The 19,838-nt window shown below is 47.4% G+C and carries 20 protein-coding genes and 1 tRNA gene; 6 read left to right on the top strand and 15 right to left on the bottom strand.

The annotated features are described in order from the left end of the window. The first annotated feature begins 17 nt into the window (after positions 1-17). On the top strand, positions 18-530 hold the full coding sequence (locus tag QGG23_00205) for a transcription factor (GenBank protein ID MDP6047859.1): 513 nt from the start codon (positions 18-20) through the stop codon (positions 528-530). 2 nt (positions 531-532) lie between these two features. Next, complete coding sequence (locus tag QGG23_00200) at positions 533-1,066, top strand: HDIG domain-containing protein (protein ID MDP6047858.1); 534 nt, start codon at positions 533-535, stop codon at positions 1,064-1,066. A gap of 46 nt (positions 1,067-1,112) precedes the next feature. Here the strand turns inward: QGG23_00200 and QGG23_00195 are convergent, their stop codons facing one another. From QGG23_00195 to QGG23_00150, 10 genes are all read right to left on the bottom strand, one after another. Beyond that, positions 1,113-2,891, bottom strand: a complete 1,779-nt coding sequence (locus QGG23_00195; protein ID MDP6047857.1) for a hypothetical protein — start codon at positions 2,889-2,891, stop codon at positions 1,113-1,115. A 13-nt stretch (positions 2,892-2,904) separates the two neighbouring features. Continuing rightward, complete coding sequence (locus QGG23_00190; GenBank protein ID MDP6047856.1) at positions 2,905-3,630, bottom strand: ABC transporter ATP-binding protein; 726 nt, start codon at positions 3,628-3,630, stop codon at positions 2,905-2,907. 38 nt (positions 3,631-3,668) lie between these two features. Next, entirely contained in the window at positions 3,669-4,175 is a 507-nt protein-coding gene (locus tag QGG23_00185; GenBank protein MDP6047855.1) for a hypothetical protein, read from the bottom strand. A 161-nt stretch (positions 4,176-4,336) separates the two neighbouring features. Then, complete coding sequence (locus QGG23_00180) at positions 4,337-5,230, bottom strand: ABC transporter permease subunit (GenBank protein MDP6047854.1); 894 nt, start codon at positions 5,228-5,230, stop codon at positions 4,337-4,339. Between the two features lie 3 nt (positions 5,231-5,233). Further along, positions 5,234-6,172 carry an ABC transporter ATP-binding protein gene (locus tag QGG23_00175; GenBank protein MDP6047853.1) on the bottom strand — a complete coding sequence of 313 codons (939 nt, stop codon included), beginning with the start codon at positions 6,170-6,172 and terminating at the stop codon, positions 5,234-5,236. Beyond that, positions 6,169-7,290: an NEW3 domain-containing protein gene (locus tag QGG23_00170; protein MDP6047852.1), complete on the bottom strand. Its 1,122-nt coding sequence runs from the start codon at positions 7,288-7,290 to the stop codon at positions 6,169-6,171. The genes QGG23_00175 and QGG23_00170 overlap by 4 nt, the downstream gene beginning before the upstream one ends. Positions 7,291-7,511: 221 nt before the next feature. Beyond that, entirely contained in the window at positions 7,512-8,510 is a 999-nt protein-coding gene (locus tag QGG23_00165; GenBank protein MDP6047851.1) for an ABC transporter ATP-binding protein, read from the bottom strand. Positions 8,511-8,515: 5 nt separating this feature from the next. Further along, a complete protein-coding gene (locus QGG23_00160; GenBank protein MDP6047850.1) occupies positions 8,516-9,487 on the bottom strand; it encodes an ABC transporter ATP-binding protein in 972 nt (323 codons plus the stop codon). Positions 9,488-9,502: 15 nt separating this feature from the next. After that, positions 9,503-10,387: an ABC transporter permease gene (locus QGG23_00155; protein ID MDP6047849.1), complete on the bottom strand. Its 885-nt coding sequence runs from the start codon at positions 10,385-10,387 to the stop codon at positions 9,503-9,505. Between the two features lie 11 nt (positions 10,388-10,398). Continuing rightward, the gene (locus QGG23_00150) at positions 10,399-11,406 is read right to left on the bottom strand and encodes an ABC transporter permease (GenBank protein ID MDP6047848.1); all 1,008 of its coding nucleotides are present in this window, start codon (positions 11,404-11,406) and stop codon (positions 10,399-10,401) included. Positions 11,407-11,723: 317 nt separating this feature from the next. Here QGG23_00150 and QGG23_00145 point away from each other — a divergent pair, with 317 nt between their 5' ends. After that, positions 11,724-11,885, top strand: coding sequence for a hypothetical protein (locus QGG23_00145; protein MDP6047847.1), 162 nt, complete (start codon positions 11,724-11,726; stop codon positions 11,883-11,885). Positions 11,886-12,044: 159 nt separating this feature from the next. On the opposite strand, the gene QGG23_00140 is transcribed toward QGG23_00145, so the two are convergent. The 4 genes from QGG23_00140 to QGG23_00125 all read right to left on the bottom strand — a co-directional run bounded on the left by QGG23_00140 (position 12,045) and on the right by QGG23_00125 (position 17,135). Further along, positions 12,045-13,856, bottom strand: coding sequence for an ABC transporter substrate-binding protein (locus QGG23_00140; GenBank protein ID MDP6047846.1), 1,812 nt, complete (start codon positions 13,854-13,856; stop codon positions 12,045-12,047). A 271-nt stretch (positions 13,857-14,127) separates the two neighbouring features. Continuing rightward, positions 14,128-14,535, bottom strand: a complete 408-nt coding sequence (locus tag QGG23_00135; GenBank protein MDP6047845.1) for a rhodanese-like domain-containing protein — start codon at positions 14,533-14,535, stop codon at positions 14,128-14,130. A 382-nt stretch (positions 14,536-14,917) separates the two neighbouring features. Continuing rightward, positions 14,918-16,279, bottom strand: a complete 1,362-nt coding sequence (gene gltA, locus QGG23_00130) for an NADPH-dependent glutamate synthase (protein MDP6047844.1) — start codon at positions 16,277-16,279, stop codon at positions 14,918-14,920. 34 nt (positions 16,280-16,313) lie between these two features. After that, entirely contained in the window at positions 16,314-17,135 is an 822-nt protein-coding gene (locus QGG23_00125; GenBank protein ID MDP6047843.1) for a sulfide/dihydroorotate dehydrogenase-like FAD/NAD-binding protein, read from the bottom strand. 238 nt (positions 17,136-17,373) lie between these two features. Here QGG23_00125 and QGG23_00120 point away from each other — a divergent pair, with 238 nt between their 5' ends. Further along, the gene (locus tag QGG23_00120) at positions 17,374-18,609 is read left to right on the top strand and encodes an amidohydrolase family protein (protein MDP6047842.1); all 1,236 of its coding nucleotides are present in this window, start codon (positions 17,374-17,376) and stop codon (positions 18,607-18,609) included. Positions 18,610-18,760: 151 nt separating this feature from the next. On the opposite strand, the gene QGG23_00115 is transcribed toward QGG23_00120, so the two are convergent. Beyond that, positions 18,761-18,834, bottom strand: a tRNA-Val gene (locus QGG23_00115). A 301-nt stretch (positions 18,835-19,135) separates the two neighbouring features. Between QGG23_00115 and QGG23_00110 the strand changes: the two genes are divergently transcribed. Both QGG23_00110 and QGG23_00105 read left to right on the top strand, forming a co-directional pair. Then, positions 19,136-19,345: a hypothetical protein gene (locus QGG23_00110; GenBank protein MDP6047841.1), complete on the top strand. Its 210-nt coding sequence runs from the start codon at positions 19,136-19,138 to the stop codon at positions 19,343-19,345. Next, positions 19,342-19,662 (top strand): hypothetical protein, encoded by a 321-nt coding sequence (locus tag QGG23_00105; GenBank protein MDP6047840.1) that lies wholly within the window; start codon positions 19,342-19,344, stop codon positions 19,660-19,662. Before QGG23_00110 ends, QGG23_00105 begins: the two co-directional genes overlap by 4 nt. Positions 19,663-19,838 lie beyond the last annotated feature (176 nt).

Genomic DNA, 19,838 nt, shown 5'->3' with positions numbered 1-19,838 from the left:
GGAATCCGGGAAGAAATATGAGCTTATTTAGTAACGTCAGCGATGGTACTGTAGACCAGATCGCATTTATCCTAGGGGGGGAGGAGGGAGTCTTGATTATTGATGTGATCAGGAATGTGGACGAGATCACGGTGGAGGAGATCGCTGGGCAGACGGAAATTCAGATAAACGAGGTCAGGAAAATCCTTTACAAATTCTACAATCATAGTATGGTGGCATCTAGACGGTTCAGGGATAAAGAAACTGGCTGGTTTATCTTTCTGTGGAGGCTACAGCAAGAGTTAATTGAGGCTTTCATCACAGGATTAAAGACCAAAATCCTGAAGAAGCTAAAGTCGAGGCTAAGCCACGAGTTGAATCACGAGTTCTATCAGTGTGGATCCGAGGGTTGTGTTCGGATCACCTTTGAGGATGCCATGGATACTGTATTTAATTGTTCTGTTTGCGGGGACTCACTCAAGCCGGTGGGAAACGATAGTTATATTGATTTTCTTAAGGCGAAGATCGCGGAGATCGAGGGAGAGCTGTAGGCTTGAGTCCCCCTGGGAGAGGCGAAGCAATAGGGATTCTAAAAAGTGCTGGTTGTAATCGCAGCGTCATCAGCCACTGTTTGAATGTGGCGGGGTTGGCGGCCCGAATCGGGGGAAGCCTAGTCAGGGCAGGGTTTGAAATGGATCTCACTTTGGTTGAGGCTGGGGCTTTACTCCATGATCTGGGCAGAAGCGTGACCCATGGGACAAAGCATGCAGTAATTGGGGGGAAGCTGGCAAGAGAGAGGGGGCTGCCATTATCGGTTGTTAAGATCGTGGAAAGGCACATGGGAGCGGGGGTCCCGGCGGATGAGGCGAAAGAGCTGGGGTTTCCTGATGGCATTTATGTGCCAAAGTCGCTGGAGGAGAAGGTAGTTTGTTACGCGGATAAGCTTGCGGAGGGACCGGGGGAGGTAGAGTTTGGGGTGACAGTTGGGAGGATGGCGAAGAAGCTTGGGGCGGACCACCCGGCGTTGGGTCGTATGTGGGCCCTCCATGGGGAGATTACGGGGATGCTGAGCTCGGGCTATCGATAACTCGCGCGCTAGCAGTTGGGACGTTAAAATGCGACCACGGAGACTTTTATTGGAACCCTTCCTGTTCGATCAGGTTTTTTGTGGTTATCGTGGAGGACACCTTGAAAATAATAAAAGTGAATATCGGACTTATGATAAAGAAAGAGACGAGATTATAGGAGCTTGAGAGGGCGTCGCGCAGGACGCTGAATTGTAGAAATGAGAAGGATATTAAAGTGAACCCTATCAAGAGTGATGATATCAGCCCGACAACATAGAAATTTGATAGTAGATCTATAATATAGTATAATTTTGGCTTGCCGTACTTGGTGATTACCAGGGAGATTACCATGCAGGACACAAATAACAACACGGAGGGATGAAGAAACAGTATTGAGAGATACAATCCTACAATGGCGAATGAGACCGCAATCTGGACGAAAGAGAGCATGAATCCCCCATCAAGGACCTTCTTCGAGTAAGAGAAAAAGAAAGAGCTTGCTACCATTTGAATAGAGCTGTGGATAAAGATCACGTTAACCACCAAAAATATCACGGTTAGCTTGTTGTCGATCGCGGCCAATAAGACCATCAAGATTAATGGTAGAGTGTAGAGCAAAGTCATGACGACGCTGTACGCATACTTTGCGACCAGAAGAGCTTCAATTGAAAGATCAGAAGTCTTGAGCAGCCACATCAGCCTCGCCTCATCCCTAAAGATTAACGCACCTGGCGAGAATAGGTGCAGAAAGAGAATGATTATGAAAGGGAGCAGGTATACTGGTGTATAGTTATATGCACCACCTATGACTGCAAGTTCTCTAAATACTTCAAATCTAGTGAAGAGAAGAATAAACATGCCATAATTCGCCATCAATTCCAGAGTGCCTATCATCCAACGCTCGCGTAGGTAAGTTATCACATCCTTCCAGAGGATCGGGATAGACCTAAAGCCTCCATCAAGACGTTTCCAGAAGGGAATCCATTTAATTGAGCTTTGCTGTAAATTTCTGGGGCTCTCCTTTGTTTCCGCCAAGATAACATCGAAACTGCCACTTGTCAAGTAAGAAAATACAATCAACGAAGCATAAATCAGCAACAAGGTTATGAGATTAATTATAATCATATGGGTGTTTGTAGAATCGCTAGCTAACAACGTTAGTGTGTCGCTGACAATTGAAGAGGGATTAAACACCCTGTTGAGTGGATGAATCGTTCCTGATAACGGGGAAAAAACAGTCGCTATCAAACCCAGAGAAGACAAGACAACTATCACCAGGGCGACATTCTTTTCAGCTCCCACTCCGTGGGATGCAGTTCTGGTGGCCAGAAAGGTCACATTGCTCACCTTATGATTCAGCTCGATGAATACTAGAGTTGTGAAAAACAGTACGATTATCTCTAACCTGTTTAGGTTGAAAAATAAAAACACTGGGCTACTCGATACGAATAATAGGATGGTTTTGGGTAGCCTTCTCACTAGATTTCTGAAATACCTGGAAAGGTAAATCTCTCTCCTTGAAACAGGCGATGAGAGAAGTATAAGAGTGTCCGCAAGGTTGAACTTATTTAAAAGATCATTTGAGATAAATCCCTTAATAACAGAATACAAGATCCAGAGGGGGAAAGCAAACATTACAAGTTCTGCGTTCCGGAAAAGCTCCGCACCTAGGACTCGCTGCCATAGCTCAGGAACCCTGAAGAAAAGGTTTAGGCCCTGATTGAGAAACAACAGCGTTACGAGCATAATAACAAAACTAGCTACAAAATAGGACTCCCGCATGGATAGCCTCAGTTCGTTTCCCAGCCTCTTCAGCTCCAGCCTGAGCAGAACAAAGAGTCTCATCTTAGCGCCCCTATCAGCCCGTGTACTCAATAAAGGCCTCTTCTAGAGTACACTCCCGGTCACCAACTTTCTTTATATCTGAAAGGTTACCGCTGGCGACTGTGGTTCCACCATCTATAATAGTTATGGAGTCGCAGATCTTTTCAGCAACATCCAGCAAATGTGTGGCGAGGAGTACTGTTGCGGTCTTTTCACTCTTTCTCCTTAAGATCTCGCAAAATATCTTGGCACTCTTGGGGTCTAGAGCATAAAACGGCTCATCTAGAAGGAATATCTTCGGTTCTCTCATCATCACGGAGCAGATCAAGACCCTCTGCAGCTCTCCCCTTGAAAGTGAACCTATAAATTTCTTGCTTAGATGCTGTATCTCGAATTTTTGCATGTAATTCAGGATTCTAAGATTTAACACATCCGCGGGTATTGAGTGGATCGCTCCTATGAAATCTAGAGTCTCCCGGACCGTCAATGAAGGATACAGCTCGGGGGTTTCTGGAATATACCCCAAGATTTTACTTATGGAGTGCCTATTTTTATCTAAAATTAAGTTATTTATCCTTACTATGCCGGAAGAAGGTTTGATCAGACCACATAATATCTTCAGGGTAGTAGATTTCCCTGCGCCGTTAGATCCTATGAGACCATGAATTTCGCCTTTGACCACCTTGAGGTCTATGCCGTCGAGAATCAGATGATTTTTAAAATATTTTACTAACTTGTCGACTTCTATTACCGTTTCCAAAGTGGATCAAAATCAGGAACGGTGTTATATATCGATTATCAGCGATCTATGAATCTTGACACGCTGTTCCGGGTGATCTCTATGAAGGAAACGATGAACATCAGGAAGATCCCTAGGATGCATGCACCTAAACCCCAACCGACGTGAGTGAACACCCCGACGGATATCCCCCTGCCGAGACTGAGAAAGAATACGACAAGACCCCCCAAACAGGTAAAGAAGATCATAAAGTTGGCCCAGTTCCTGCTATACCTGAAAGAGGTTAGTATTGCGGCCACTGCTAGGATAGCCCCGCCAATAGCGGTGCCCGTGCTTAGGTACCAAATTCTGGTGACCATCTGTCTATCCCTATATAGAGTCCCGAAGAAAGGGCTTAGCTCGATCCTAGCATGATAATGCTTCTCCCCTAGCCTGGTTTTTAGGTTAAAAACGGGGTAAGAATCGTAGTCTAGGGTGATCCACGGACCTAACAGCCCTAAGAGGATCACAAGAGCTACGATCACTCCCAGTCGGTTGACTTTTCTCCTACCGATTAAGCGCCTCATGAAAAATATATCAACTCCGTACGTACAAATGGCACTATTACTCTAGTGAGAGTATATTGCTATTTAGGTGTTGAAAAATTGCCTTGTACATATTATCATTTTCTTGCCAGAAGAGGATTTGAGAAAATACACCGGAGAAGCTCTTGGGAGATTTAAAGGCATCAGGTCGACCTGATTTCCCTTTTGACGAACAATAGATACGATACGGTAAATATGAGCATCATCGCTGCGGTCAACGTCGTTAGGTGAGGCCAGATCAACAATATGCTCTGAGTGAAGGAGAGGGGAGTTGGAAGCATCCCCACAACACGTTCATAAGATATCGGCCCAAGCAACCTCATGTTCGGGATCATAATGACCGAGGAAGCTTGGGTGTAGATGTGTGTAGGAGTAAAAAGGAGCAAGCTCTGAGACGACCCCCCCGTACTCTTGACTATGTCAGCTATCATATATACAAATACGTTGAAGAATATCCAGGTGGCTATCGAGGCGAGGGCTGAGGTGCCCTCCCGTTCGAAAACTATCGAGTACAATAGCCCCAGTCCGATCCAGAAAGAAAGGTAGATCACGCTCACGAAGTAGAACACCGTAATTCTAAGTGCTTCTTCCATGGTCGGTAGCGTGCCCAGTGTCATGACAGTAAACCCTGTGATGATACCGAAGACCCCCATCAAGAGGATAGCAACGGTCGCAGAGGTGGCGGAGAACTTCCCGTTTATTATGGAATCTCGATGTATTGGTTGGGAGACAAGCAACCCCATTGTTCCCTGAGAGGTCTCCCTGTTTATAGCGTCGAAGACAAGTATCAGGCTAATGAGTGGGCCAAAATAGGCAATGAACCCTAAGAATGACGGGATGAGACCAGTTTGTAACGAATAGACTTTGAGGAAAACGGACTCTCCCAGAGTCCTCTTGAGCTGTAACCTGATTGAAGAGATAGAGGAAAAAGACATGGAGAAGCCGATGATGTAGACGAGGAAAGTGATAATATACAGCCTGTAACTGCTGAGATGATCGGCCATCTCCTTCCGGAAGACCTCTAGGGTACCTACCATTAATTACGGTACCTCCGAGTACATCTTATAGATATCACCCAGAGTTCGCTCCACCAACCTGAGCCCCATCAACGACCCGCCTTTGGAGATTATAGCCAACGATAGCTCTGATCTAATATCTCGTTGGCACTCCACAAAGATCATGTTACCATCACTTTTCACCCATCTGACATCTGGCAATTCGGAGATGGACCTAAGAATACTCTCGTTAATATCACGAACTTCAATCTCAATTATCCAATTCTTCTCAAACGTATCTTCTATGTTCTTGATCTTCCCCCTCTTTCTCATCCTGCCCTTTCCCATGATACCTATGTTGTCGCAGACCTGCTGAACGTGGTGTATGAGATGAGACGAGAGTAGTATTGTTGCGCCCACCTCGTTGTTGATTTCGGTGAGAAGATCCAATATTTCCTCAATACCCTTAGGGTCTATCCCCTGAGTGGGCTCGTCGAGGATGATGAGCCTAGGTTCTTTAAACAACACGTTAGCTAGACCCAGACGCTGCTTCATCCCCTTAGAGAATTTACTCACTTTTGTATCCTTATGAACTCCAAGCCCCACATCGTGCAAAGTCTTGTCGATTTGCGTAATCATATCGTTTTGGGGCATACCGTTCAAACGGGCGAAGTATCGCAGGTTCTGACCAGCGGTGAGATTCTCGTAGAATCCAATCTTTTCTGGCAGATATCCGCAAAGTCGTTTGACCCTGAAAGGTTCTTTGACGGGATCAAAGCCGAATACACTAACCGTACCCGATGTGGGCTCTGTCAGGCCGAGGAGCATCAGTATGATAGTGGTCTTACCGGAACCATTCGGTCCAAGGAGCCCGAATATCTCTCCCTCTGAGATGAATAAGTTAAGGTTATCAACTGCTGTGAACTCGCCGTACTTTTTACAAAGACCATTTGTGTTGATGATGGCCTTTGCGGATATTGTCATCTTCTGCCCAGCCGCCAGACGATGCCAACGAGTGCAACAGCCAATACGACAATAATACCGATACCAACGAATCCCCACGAGACATCACCCTTGACGGTAACTCTATAATTTATACTCTCGGAGATCCCTTCCTTCTGTATAGACGAGTAAAGTTTCATTATATAGTCTCCAGGGATGGCATCCGTAGGAGGGGTAATTCTCGCCCTTACCTGCCTAGATCCTGAGCGATCAAGGAGGGGTATCTCTGTTGTGTCAAATTCAACGTCCCATCCTACGGGCTGATCGGATAAGAATATCACCGACTTTAATGGGGCAGTTCCAGTGTTATTCACATTCAAGGAGATGACGCTTGCCTTGCCCTGTTGGGCATCTAGGCTCAGTCTACCATTTGAGGGGATAAACTCAAGGGAGTAGGTTCCAATTAGATAGATACTGAAGACAAGGCTACTGGAGTATTCATCCGACTCTGCTTTCATCTCGATGTCATAATATCCGGGGGCAACTCCGGGAGGGGGAGAGATTAACATATTCAATACTTCACTTGCGCCACCCTTGAACTCTAGAGAGCGTATGAGATTATCTGAGAACCTAGGTTTGAAGGTTACCTGCCAATTGGGAGGATGTAGGGCCGTGAAGTCGATAGTCATATCCTTGGTATCCTTGTTTACAACTTCTACACTGAACTCAAAGTCCTGCCCAGCAGCTCCCTCAATAGAAGGATAAGGAGTACTGACCCTAATGCCGGACTCGGCTATCGTTGCCATTAGCTCCACCTGAACAGTTAGGGATTTACTCAACTTACCATCGCGACTCTCTGCATAAACCATGAAGGTATACAACCCCGAGTCTTCACCGGAGGGGGGTACTGCCTCGAAAATTACAGACTTAGACTCATTAACATCTAGGTATACGCTCTTGACGAGATATCTCCCACTTTTAATGCTATATTCCCAATCTAAAGGTCCTGATAGGGACAGATCGAGGACCTCCTCTTCCTGCCCATTGTTGATCAGGTTTATCTTGAACTCGGCATACTGCCCAATATCTAAGACGATATTAGGGAACGGTGTGTTGATCTTTACATCTCTCTCCGCTGCGAACGCAAGAGGGGTCATCATCTGGACGCAGAGAAAAGCTATAAAAAAAGCAGATAATCTTTTTTTCCTAGTAATCATAAAAAGTTTCCTCATTATCGACATACCAAATGACCCTAGCGATTTAAGGTTTCCATAATAATATAGTCCAAATTTTTTAGAACGTTTTTAAGTCAAAAATAACACGTGGGCAGTCTCAGCCAAACTGCTTGGCATAAATGAGAATAAAATGAGGAAAGAAGTGATTAGTTCACAAGGTGACATGAAACGGAGTGGTCTTTCCCAATCTCGACCAGATTGGGCTCTATCTCTATACACTTGTCCAAAACGTGAGGGCATCTCGATGAGAACCTGCATCCGGGCGGTAGGTCTAGGGCATTGCTCGGAATCCTTCCCTTTATAGGTATCTCGGAGGGGTTTATTTCCGGATCCGGTACCGGCACCGCGGCTATTAGTGCCTGTGTGTAGGGGTGAGTCGGATTCTCGATAATCGTCTCTGTTGGACCCAACTCAACGATCTTGCCCAGGTACATGACGCCGATCCTGTCGCACATGTACCTAGATACCGCGATGTCGTGAGTGATGAAGAGACTGGTGAGTTCCAATTTCTCCTTGAGGTCCAGCAATAAGTTCAGGATGCCCAACCTAATCGATACGTCCAGCATAGAAACAGGCTCGTCAGCTACGAGAAAGCTAGGTTTTAGCAAAAGTGCGCGAGTAATAACTACCCTCTGCCTCTGGCCTCCGCTCAGCTGGTACGAGTATTTTGGCAGTATCATCTCAACGGGTGTGAGACCAACCACCTCCATAACCTCTTTTACCATTTCCAGCTCCTCCTCCGGTGTTTCAACAAGATTATGGATCCTTAGGGGTTCCGCTAAGGTGTCCTTGATGGTGAGCCAGGGACTTAGGTACTCGTAAGGGTCTTGGAAGATCATCTGGAGCTCTAGTGCGAGCTTCTTCAACTCTACCTTGTCTTTAATTAAAGCTAGGTCTTTATCTTTGTAAAACACCTGTCCACTAGTCGGTTTAATGGTGTGCATTATCAGCCGACCGGTGGTCGTTTTGCCACATCCGCTCTCTCCAACTAAGCCAAATATCTCGCCCTCGTAGATATCGAAACTAATATCATCTACGGCTTTCAGGTGTCGTTTCTTTTTCGAGAATATCGACTCTAAGAAACTCTCTCTGATTTCAAACCATTTAGACAGATTTTTTACGCGGATAACTGGTGTTTTCTCCATAGTTTTCACCGCTTCGACTGAATATCCTCCCAAAAGTGGCAGGCTACGAAATGGTTCTTTTCAATCTGATCAAGTATCGGTTCATCCTCTAAACATAAAGGCTGTGCGAAGGGGCAGCGAGGAGCGAACCTACATCCCAGTGGGGGAGCTATGAGGTCAATCGGACTTCCAGGAATACTTGAAAGCTTTTTCTTCTTTCCCTTGATATTAGGGAAGGCTTTGATCAGTGCATTTGAGTAAGGGTGGAGAGGGGTCTTGAATATCGTGGGCACATCGGTCTTTTCTACAAGCTTACCAGCGTACATTATCGCAAGCTCATCGCATGTCTGGGCAATAACGGAGATGTCGTGAGTGATTAACAGCATGGACAGATCCAGCTTCTTCCTTAGGTTCTTTATTAAGTCCATGACCTGAGCGCTAACAATGACGTCTAGGGCTGTAGTTGGCTCATCGGCTATCAGAAGTGATGGATTACAGGCTAAGGCCATAGCGATCATGGCTCTTTGCCTCATGCCTCCGCTCAGTTCCCAAGGGTAATTATCGACCCTAGCGGCCTCTATTCCAACAAGCTCTAACAGCTCTTCAGCTCGCTTCCAGCCCTCTTTCTTGTCGGCATCCTCATGGTAAATGATTGGCTCAGAAATCTGATCCCCAATCGTGTATAGGGGGTTTAGGGATGCCATGGCTCCCTGAAACACCATTGAGATCTCTTTCCATCTGATGTCTCGAAGCTGAGTTTCATTGTATTCGACGATGTTTTTTCCCTTGAAATTAATCTGTCCTCCAACAATACGCCCAGGAAGCGGAACCAAATTCATTAAAGAGTATGCCGCAGTTGTCTTTCCGCACCCGGATTCACCCGCGAGGCCAAGAGCTACACTGCTTTCCATCTCAAAACTTATGTCATCCACGGCTCTTACCGTGCCAAATGGGGTGAAGAAGTGGGTTTTCAGGTTGTTAACTTTCAGTAGACTCATACAACTCACCCTGCTCTATTTTAGTCTCCTAACGGTCGGGTTCATCACGGTATCGAGCCCCTCGCTTAGCAAGTTGAATCCGAGCATGGCAATCAGAACAAAGAGTCCGGGAAAAACTACGAGCCACCATCTACCACTTAGCAAAAAAGCTCGACCGCTAGCTAGGTCTGTGCCCCACTCGGGTGTTGGAGGTGGCACTCCCAACCCAAGGAACCCAAGCCCGGCTATAGCCAGTGTCCCCCTTGCCATTCCAAGGGAGATTGTTACGAACAAGATGGAAATGTAGTAGGGAGCGATGTGATGTCTAATGATATGCCAGTTATCTGCGCCAATAACTCGCTCAGCCTCGATGAAGCCACGCTCTTTTACAGATATAGTCAGGCTTCGTATAAGTCGGAAGTTATAGGGTATCCTCCCTATTGAGATCGCCAGAGCAGTCTGCCAAAGACCGGGACCAAGTACTACAACCATAATCAACACATAGATGAAACTTGGAAAAATATACAGAGCATCCATAAATAGCATCAATATTCGGTCTAGTGTGCCCCCAAAAAAACCGGATGCCGATCCTAGGACCAGGCCTATGACTAAGGATACACCAACTGCTATGAGGGAGATCCCTAGAGAGTACCTGGAGGCTACAACAAGCCGACTGAATAGATCTCTTCCCAAGTTATCGGTACCCATGAAATTTGTCTTTGAGGGTGGAAGTAGGGTTTCATGATCCATCGCCAGTGGATCGTAGGGCACGATGTTGGGTCCAAATATTATAAAGATTACAAGAATTAAGTCGAGTATTCCGCCGAATATTACCATAAGCTGTGCAGATCTTGGAGCTGCTTTAAACAGTTCAAGGAAATTTATGCCTGATCTAAAAAGACTTTTACTTCCACCACTCATCACTCATCACCCTAGTATTTTACCCTTGGATCTGCCAGAGCATAAACGATATCTAACAAAGTATTCATCACAACTACTATGAGGGCGTAAATAGTCACCACCCCTTGGATCATTGTGAAATCTCGAGAGGTTAAAGCTTCCATAAGAAGACTCCCAAGCCCGGGTAAGGCGAATATTCTTTCCGTGATGACGGTACCGCCGAGGAGCCCTGTGAATGAACCACCTACTGAAGTGATTACGGGCAACATGGCATTTCTAAAAGCATGCTTGTAAGTTATCACCCTACTCGGCAGACCTTTAGCTCTAGCAGTGGTGATATAATCGTCCCCAAGAATATTCAACATAGCGGCTCGTGTAAGACGGCTCAGATAGGGCACGCTTGTTATTCCTATAACGAAACAGGGTAAGAAGAGATAGCTCAGGCTCTGGCCAAGGGCTTTAAAGTTAAATGTTAAAATGCTATCGAGCACATACATACCTGTTATTTCTGTTAGACGGAAACCTGGTGGAGAGCGGCCGCTGATTGGAACCAGGCCTAACCATAATCCCAGCACCAACTGAAAAAGCAAAGCGAGCCAGAAACCAGGATTTGAGTGAAGATAGAGTGTTAGAAGTCTAGTTGCGTGGTCAAAAAAGCTGTCCCGCTTCAAGGCGGAGATGACACCGATAGGCACCCCCATGATAACCGCCAAGGATAAACCTCCTAGTGCTACTTCTAATGTCGTTGGAAAGACATCTTGTACTTTCCGAATTACCGGCACCTTATATATCATCGATATCCCAAGGTTGAACCTTGAAAGGTCCTTAAGGAAATCAAGGTACTGTTCCCAAACGGGTCTGTCAAGACCAAGCTTGCCTCTGATCTCATCGACATAGGCAGTCGGGTACTGGTCGCCATACATGATCACGATGGGGTCACCCGGAAGTATGTGCATGATGCCAAATACGGATGTCAGTAGAATAAAGAGCGTCGGAATTGCTAAGAGCAATCTAAAAATTACGTAATACCTTAATTTCATTATCTGCCCCCCGCTAAATCATTATTCTAGCAAACAAGAGCATATTAGATCTATAATAACTAGATAGGGTATTGTTAAAATAAAATATAAAAATAAGCTTGGTAGTTTTTCCATCAGATTTTTCCTAATTACTCGCGCGAATGAAAGCAGTCCTTACAGGCTCACACCCACCTATATCTAATTTCTCACATTCATCCGGAATCTCCACAGAGTTATACCCCAACCACATCCAGACTACTCGGACGCCAATAAACGCAGCATTAGCTTGCCTCAACCCTATAGCGTTAAGAGAAAGCAATTAGCCCATAACCACCGCGGTGGACTCCACCTTCATTGGGGTCCGCCAGACGGGGGAATGGGTGAAGCCGAAGCATGAAAAAAGGAAGCGGTATGGTGACCACTACTTCGCTGTTTATTTCGAGACGAGTAAGGTTGCGGCGTGGGCTGTTTTGGGAGCACGAATTATCCAGGGACATTGATTTAATCGTCCAGAAGCGGGTGGTTAAGGTTTCCTGTGATAATCGGCTAGTGAATATATGAGATTAAAAGAAAAGAAGTAAGAGTGATAACATGCCTTATTATCTCTAATAAAATAAAAAATAATAAAATAAAAAAATAAAAAAGGATTTTTTGGTGGTTTATACTGGTGGTTCGGTTGTCTCCCAATCAGCGGGGATCTCTTTGGAGATCTGCCAGACGCCCTGCCAAGGTTTGTCACAGGTCATCCATGGATTGTAGTCCTTGACCCAGCTATTGTGTGCGTCCCAAAAGCCGTCGTAGTACAGCGGCACTGAGAAGCCTTCGTCGATGATGTAGTCCTGTAGGTAGGTGTAAATTTGGTCCCTTCTTGCTTCCAAAGTCATGTCGCCTGAAGGATACGCGCCTGCTCCCTTAGCAGCCATATAGGTGTTTCTGGCTTCCTCTAACATAGCGTCTATCTCTGGAACATTGAAGCTGATTCGCTGTGCCAGGTCAACGCTTGAAGAGTGCATCTGATAGAATATTTCCGTATCTGGATCGTAGTAGTCGTAAGTCCATCCCCTAAGGAACATTGGTAGCTCACCGGCTCTCGCCATGTCAAAGAAGGTCCCCCTCTCGATGAATTTTAGCTCGAGAGTGATACCGGCCTTTGCAAACTGAGCCTGTAGAATTGTTCCTACGTCCCTGCTGAACTCCTCTCCACGACCAGCGGGATACCAGAACTGAGTTTCGAATCCGTCTGGATATCCAGCTGCGGTCAGGAGCTCCTTAGCCTTCTCGATTCTCTGCGCCATCGGGGTGTCCCTGATGGGCTGGAGGACCGGCTTGAAGTAGAACTGGAATGGTCGCACCATTGAATGTGCAACTGTGGCTGTGTTGAACATCAGCTTGTCAACAATCTCGGTTGGATCGACTATCCACTGAATCGCCTGTCTGACCTCTCTTATGTTGAGAGGTGCAAACTCAGGTGCGAAGTTCATATGTAAGTTCTGCTGCGCGCCTACACCTGGGACAAACACCGTATTGATGTCTGGATCTTTTCTCATATCGGGGACATCGGCTCTTGCCAAGCCCTTACCCAAGGTGGTGTCAATTGTTCCTGCTTTTAGTGCCATCCTCTGAGATGCCGCATCTCCGTAATGACTAACGACAATCTTGTCTAAGTGCTCCATATTGCTAGGTCCGGCTTCGGGACCTAATGGGTTCACGGGGTAATCCTCGTTCTTGAGCATTACTATCCGCTCTCCCTCTACCCAGTCTTCTAGGTAGGCAGGGCCCCATCCAACCTGGTTTATGAAGTCATCGACTGGGTTGGCCTCTAGAGCCCACTCATTTGTAGAAGTTGGGCTATAGATGAAGGAATGGTCCAAAGACATGAGGAAGCATAGCCACACAGGTGGGTAGTTAGGCCATCCGGGGTTGGTATACATGTGAAGTGTCAGGTCATCTATTACGAATAGTCCCTTACTCTTCTTGCCCCAAGATACCTCGTGGCCGTAGATGTGGTATGTCTCCCTGTTCTGCTCACGGTTAGGCATCTCTAAGAGCTCCTGCTCCCAGCAATACTTTACCGCCGCAGCGTTAATGGGTGTGCCATCTCGGAATGTTAATCCCTCCTTTAGCTTGAACTCTACATAGTAGAGCCCATCAGCATCCTGTTTTAGATCCCAAGTCTCACCTACAACAGGGTTGTAAGCGTCTCCATTCGTCCTGTCGACCCAGAAAAGCTTAGTACCTGAAAGGTGCTTGGCGAGGGAGTTCATATATCCTTTGCCCATGTTGATGCCAGGGTGGAAGTCAGTGGAAGTCGTGCCCATGTAAAGGGTCTTCGACCACTCATCCCATCTAGCTGCTAAAGCTTCTTTTGCCTGTCCTTTCTGTTGATTTTGCATGTAGAAATAACCACCGCCGGCAATGACGACTATTGCTATAACCGCTATTGCAGCGTACATGGTCTGTTTGTTTTCCATATTGAATTCCTCTGAAATTGTGGATTTACCTAAGGCAATGTGCTTATTAAGAATTTGCCATAACACGGCATTGGCCTTTGATGGGAAGATCGCGTGCTGGGATGATCCTTGTGACCAAGAGAGTCATTCTGAACTCCTCTTGGCGGAGGCTGGGCAACATGCGATAAAAACGATGTTTCTCCCTGGGCGACCCATCAGGATCACCTTAAGGGCCATAAAGTTCCCGTGCCCTGGTTGTTACATCTGTCTTGCTATTGCGCGGAGGCCTGATTCAAGAGACTATGGGGAATTTCGCACTGTCCCAGGCCTCTATACCTCCATCCATATGGTAGATCCGGTCGTAGCCGTTCTCCCTGAGGATCCCCACAGCGGTGGTGCTCCTATTTCCCGTCCTGCAGTAGACTAACAGCTCATCATTCTTGTTAAGCTGTGAGAGGTATTGAGTTAAAACCTCAACCGGGATATTGATAGCCCCCTGCAGGTGGCCACCATCATATTCGGAGATCGTCCTCACGTCAAGGACCATGAGACTCCCCTTCTCCCTTAGGAGGTTCCTGGCTTCCCTCACATCAACGTTCCCGTAGCTTGAGTTCCCAAAGCCAGAGTGCATGATATAGTACGCTGCCACAGCTAGGCCAATCATTGTAACTATGACCATGATCTGGATCTGTTTTTCCATCTGTAACCTGAGGACATGGGAATTGGCCATTTATCAATATAGTGTAAGGAGATCGAATCATAGGGAGATCTCCTCTGGAACAACAAAAGGGCTGATAGGAACGCTCCAATTGCCACTGACTAGATAGAGAAATCCAGTATGCAGTACCTTCCTGTTAGGGCTTCGCGTATAGGAGGGGCATTGCACGTTGCAGGTGAAAATCCTAATTTTTGTGGACTCTTAATAAAGACAGATTATGGAGGGGATATTTACTCCAATACAATAAAACATCACCCTCGGGTATCAATTCCCGTCGCCGTTTCATTGGATCAACAGCTTGCGCTAATCCAGAATATTAGTTAATACTGCATCGCGCACACTACCCCTGTCCGAATCAATCAACCTAGACTCCCAAGTATTCGTGTATGGCAGTGGCGGCCTTTCTCCCGGCGCCCATAGCCTCTATGACCGTCGATTCTCCTGTAACAATGTCGCCTCCTGCGAAAACGCCGTCCTTAGATGTCTCGCCTGTTTCCGGATCGACCAGGATGTAGCCCCATTGGTTCACCTTAAGGCCCTTTGTCGTTGACGAGATGAGGGGGTTGGCGGTCTGTCCGATAGCTATTATTACAGTGTCTGTCTCTAGGGTGTACCCCGAGTCGGGTATCGGTATTGGTCTCTTCCTCCCTGATTCATCGGGTTCACCCAGCTCCGTCCTTATACACTCCATACCGGTGAGCCTTCCCTCGTTATCTCCTATGAATCTAACAGGGTTCGCGAGAAACTCGAATTTAATGCCCTCCTCCTCAGCGTTTTCAATCTCCTCTAGCCTCGCAGGCATCTCTGCCCTCGATCTACGGTAGACTACCGTGACCTCGTTAACCCCGTAGCGGATGGCCGACCTAGCAGAATCCATAGCGACGTTGCCGCTACCTATTACCCCTACCCGTTTCCCAATCTTGAGGGGGGTATCATACTCAGGGAACATGTAGGCCTTCATCAGGTTCGTGCGGGTCAAGAACTCGTTAGCAGAGAGAACTCCGGAGAGGTTCTCACCCGGGATCCCCAGAAAGCTCGGCAGGCCAGCTCCGGTGCCGATGAAAACTGCATCGTATCTGGAATCCATAAGCTCGTTAATTGACGCAGTCCGTCCCACGATGTAATCCGTGCGGATCTTGACTCCGAGGCCCTTAAGATTATCAAGCTCCCTCTCGACTATTAGCTTCGGGAGCCTGAACTCCGGGATACCATAGACCAGTACGCCCCCAGACTTATGCAGTGCCTCGAATATTGTGACCTCGTGTCCTTTACGGGCGAGGTCACCCGCTGCAGTAAGGCCTGCGGGGCCGGACCCAACCACGGCTACCTTCTTTCCCGTCGGGAGTTCACGATCCGGCATGTAAACGTCATTGGTGTCAGCCTCCCAGTCAGCCACAAACCTCTCAAGGCGTCCAATTGCCACAGGCGCCCATCGCTTTCCCAGAATGCAGCGTTCCTCACATTGACTTTCTTGGGGGCACACCCTGCCACATATTGCAGGGAGAACGTTTTTGTCCTTGAGATTAATTATAGCCTCCCTGAAATTACCTTTTGAGATGCTTTCTATAAACAGCGGAATATCGATCTTCACGGGGCACCCCTCTACACATTGGGGAATCTTGCAGATCAAGCACCGATTTGCCTCGGAGATGGCCTGCTTAGGAGAATAGCCTAAAGCGACCTCGTCAAAATTCTCGATACGGATATTTGGATCCTGTTTGGGCATTTTGGTTTTGGGATTACTGGGGGTCGGCAAAATATCATGCTCCGGTTCTGTAGAGGGAACACTCCTCCTCCTCATGGTAATATCTTTGCCGTTTCGTCAGGAGATCGAAGTCCACTTGATGGGCGTCGAACTCTGGTCCGTCGATACAGGCGAACTTGGTCTCTCCGCCTATTTCCACTCTGCACCCACCGCACATCCCAGTTGCATCCACCATAATGGGATTGAGGCTAACTACCGTCTTAACTGAGTGTTCCCGGGTTGTATTGGCGACCGATCTCATCATGACCACGGGCCCTACAGAATAAACGTAGTCGATCTTCTTTCCTGACTCTAATAGGTCCTGGAGAACCATTACGGTGTATCCTTTCCTCCCGTAGCTTCCATCGTCCGTCGTTATGTAGAGTTCATTAGAGATGTGCCTGAAATCGTCCTCTAGAACCAGGAGATCCTTGGTTCTAGCGCCGATAATTGAGATGACGTAGTTTCCAGCCTCCTTGAGGGCCTTGGCCACAGGAAGGGCGCAAGCCAATCCGATCCCGCCGCCTACGATAACGGTGGTTCCGTAGTTCTCGATCTCTGAGGGAGTTCCTAGAGGGCCAGCCAAATTCAATATCGCGTCTCCCTCTTCAAGCTCACCAAGGTTGATGGTTGTCTTTCCTACCTCGAGAAAGATCAAGTTAATTGTTCCATCGGCGTTGTCCGACTGCTGCACCGTGAGGGGTATGCGTTCCCCTTGCTCGTTTATCCTGAGGACAACGAACTGGCCCGGCAGGGCTTTTGCAGCGATTTCAGGGGCCCTCACCTCTATCTTCTTTATTTTCTCGGCAAGAACCTCCTTACGGAGGATTTCATTCATCGCTGCTTCTTCGAGGGGGTTACTTGAAAAGCTTACTATCATAGGCCTCCATTTCCCCGGTGGTGGGAAGGGTCACAGGTAGGGGTCTTCCCTTATTTACAGGCGCATAGGAAAGGCGCGTACATTAAGAAGGTTAAATGATAGGTTTATTGAGTATTTGGTACCGGCAAGCACGTATAGATGAGAAAGTTACATACCTTATAAAAGACCGCATCATTTCCGTATTAACTGGTTGATATTGACGCGAACAACGGAAATACAAGTTTTCACAGCTGACTGGATATTTGACGGCACCGGACAACCCCCAATCCAGAATGGCATCATCGTTGTTGAGAGGGACGAAGTTGTAGCTATTGGTGAAAAGGGTCAGATGACGGTTCCTCAAGGGTCAGACGTGAAGCACATCGACCTAGGTCACGTCTTCGTCCTACCCGGGCTGGTTGATATACATTCACACCTTGTTCTACCCGGCGACGGAGGCGTTATAGAAACATGGATGAAACACAGCGACGGTATTCTGCTTATGCAGGCCGCGAAAAACGCCCATACTGCATTGATGACGGGCGTCACAACCCAAGCTGATCTGGGTGCAAGGAACAAAGTAGTTTTTTCCCTTAGAAAGGCCATAGAAATGGGGCTAACCCTAGGGCCGAGGCTTATCTTGTGTGGTCGTCCTCTAACGCGCACCTTGGGGCACTGCTGGTACTTCAAGGGTGAAGCGGATGGCCCTGATGAGATTCGACGCGCCGTGCGTCAGCTCGTGGGTGAGGGCGCAGACATCATAAAGATGATGGTCACCGGCGGGGGTACACGGGGCACGGATTCATCTCGACTTGCTTACGATTTTAAGGAACTTCAGGCTGCGAGTAGTACTGCTCATCTTTTAGGGAAGAAGGCTTTAGCCCATTGCGGTTCTACTGAGGGGATCCGAATGGCGCTGGAAGCCGGGTTTGATGTAATCGTCCACGCACATTTCAACGAGCCTGGAGGTATATTGAACTTCCAACCTAAACTTGCACGACGCTTAGCTAACTCACCCGTGTACGTAAATCCAACACTTAACGTGAATATGACTCGAGTACGAAAAATTCAAGCTAAAACCGAACCATTGACAGCGGAGGAACAAAAAAGGCTCCAAAAATATGACGACTGGTGGTTCAACGAGGTGGTCAAAATGGTCGAGCATGGAGTAAGAATGGTAGCCGGTTCAGATTCAGGATGGGTAATGAATCCCTTCGGGGATTTTGTAAGTGAACTTGAGGCCTTTGTTTCGGCCGGGTTATCCGCTAAAGATGCTCTTTTAACGGCGACACGAGACGCTGCCAAGGCTTTAGGATGTGACAATATAGTTGGTACCTTGGAACCGGGTAAAAAGGCGGACTTTTTGGTGGTTTCAAATGATCCCACTGAAAAAATCGGGGCATTGCGTGAGATCCAATCTGTCTGGCTGGGCGGTCAACAGGTCGCTGTATGACTATCCTCATCCAATACCATGCGCGCGAGATAGCCTCGAGTAAAATAGTAGCCAGCTAGTAGCCAATAAGTGTTGGCAAACAGAAAAAACAACTCAGAAAACCACCGTAAAAATAAAAGGCCCCACAGAAAAACAAACCATAAAAAAAAAGTGGGCCGGGCCGGATTCGAACCGGCGGCTTCCGCCTCGTAAAGGCGGCGTCCTACCAGACTGGACCACCGGCCCCCCAGTAGATGGACCATACCCACATAAACAACTATCGAGAGTCAGAGACCAGAATCCCGTTAGTCTCTCCGTCATGCGCCCGCCACGGATTAAGGTTCTGGCTGAAAGGTCTAAATCGTTGCGTCCTAGATCGAGTCAATCGGAAGGATTCATTCTATGAAAGGTATCAAGATCAGAGAGATGACAATAAATGACCTAAACCTTGCCTCAGATCTCCTGGTTCACGGGTGGGAAAATACTACCAATGAGGTCCTAAAAAGGACTTCATAATTACGGAGGGGTTGCTTCTTCGCCTGTTTTGGTGGCGAGGACGTGGTTTGGTGGGGCATATCGGCTATGGAAAGGTGGGCTATTTGGGGAATCTGATCGTCCAACCAGAACAAAGGGGAATTGGGCAGCCCTGATAAATGAGGCCATGGAGCACCTCCTTGTCTCTGGAGTGAAATCAATCCGATTCGACTCTGTTCCAAAGGCGATCAGCTTCTACAAACGCCTTGAGTTCAAGGGGTGAGCCTATCCCTTAGGTTCACAGGGCAAACGCCAAAGAAAGGCGCCACCAGATGCATGCGCATGGATGAAAAGGCTCTGCCCGAGGTCTCGGAGCTCGATCTCAAGCTCTTCGAAGCCCCGAGAGCCAAGGTCTTGAGGAGGGTCCTCACTGATTTCCCCCAGCACTATTTCTTAGTCGGGAAAGCTGAGGGTTGTTGGGTATATAATGGTCAAGCAAGGCAAGGAATACACCAAGATCGGGCCCTGGGTCTGCGATCCTGGAGAGTAGACGATCGCAGAGAAGTTTTTACATCAACTAATGGACGAAGTATCAAGTAAAATACTTTGGTTCAGGATTCTTGGAGGGGGAACCTGATTTCCGGGGCGATTCTTGAACAAAACAGTTTCATCAGCGGTCATTCAAGTCTTAGAATGTGCTACGGGGAACGCGGGGAGACCGGGATCGTTCAGGGGGTTTTCGGCGTAGGTGGACCCAATAAAGGCTAGAGTGAGTC

The sequence above is a fragment of the Candidatus Bathyarchaeota archaeon genome (assembly GCA_030739585.1).
Taxonomy (GTDB): domain Archaea; phylum Thermoproteota; class Bathyarchaeia; order TCS64; family TCS64.
This window is presented reverse-complemented; position numbering and strand designations above follow the sequence as displayed.

Coding starts and splice junctions, on each gene's coding strand:
- QGG23_00205 (MDP6047859.1), top strand. CDS start 18: ATGAGCTTATTTAGTAACGTCAGCGATGGTACTGTAGACCAGATCGCA.
- QGG23_00195 (MDP6047857.1), bottom strand. CDS start 2,891: ATGAGACTCTTTGTTCTGCTCAGGCTGGAGCTGAAGAGGCTGGGAAAC.
- QGG23_00185 (MDP6047855.1), bottom strand. CDS start 4,175: ATGAGGCGCTTAATCGGTAGGAGAAAAGTCAACCGACTGGGAGTGATC.
- QGG23_00180 (MDP6047854.1), bottom strand. CDS start 5,230: ATGGTAGGTACCCTAGAGGTCTTCCGGAAGGAGATGGCCGATCATCTC.
- QGG23_00175 (MDP6047853.1), bottom strand. CDS start 6,172: ATGACAATATCCGCAAAGGCCATCATCAACACAAATGGTCTTTGTAAA.
- QGG23_00170 (MDP6047852.1), bottom strand. CDS start 7,290: ATGATGACCCCTCTTGCGTTCGCAGCGGAGAGAGATGTAAAGATCAAC.
- QGG23_00165 (MDP6047851.1), bottom strand. CDS start 8,510: ATGGAGAAAACACCAGTTATCCGCGTAAAAAATCTGTCTAAATGGTTT.
- QGG23_00160 (MDP6047850.1), bottom strand. CDS start 9,487: ATGAGTCTACTGAAAGTTAACAACCTGAAAACCCACTTCTTCACCCCA.
- QGG23_00155 (MDP6047849.1), bottom strand. CDS start 10,387: ATGAGTGGTGGAAGTAAAAGTCTTTTTAGATCAGGCATAAATTTCCTT.
- QGG23_00150 (MDP6047848.1), bottom strand. CDS start 11,406: ATGAAATTAAGGTATTACGTAATTTTTAGATTGCTCTTAGCAATTCCG.
- QGG23_00140 (MDP6047846.1), bottom strand. CDS start 13,856: ATGGAAAACAAACAGACCATGTACGCTGCAATAGCGGTTATAGCAATA.
- QGG23_00135 (MDP6047845.1), bottom strand. CDS start 14,535: ATGGAAAAACAGATCCAGATCATGGTCATAGTTACAATGATTGGCCTA.
- gltA (MDP6047844.1), bottom strand. CDS start 16,279: ATGCCCAAACAGGATCCAAATATCCGTATCGAGAATTTTGACGAGGTC.
- QGG23_00125 (MDP6047843.1), bottom strand. CDS start 17,135: ATGAATGAAATCCTCCGTAAGGAGGTTCTTGCCGAGAAAATAAAGAAG.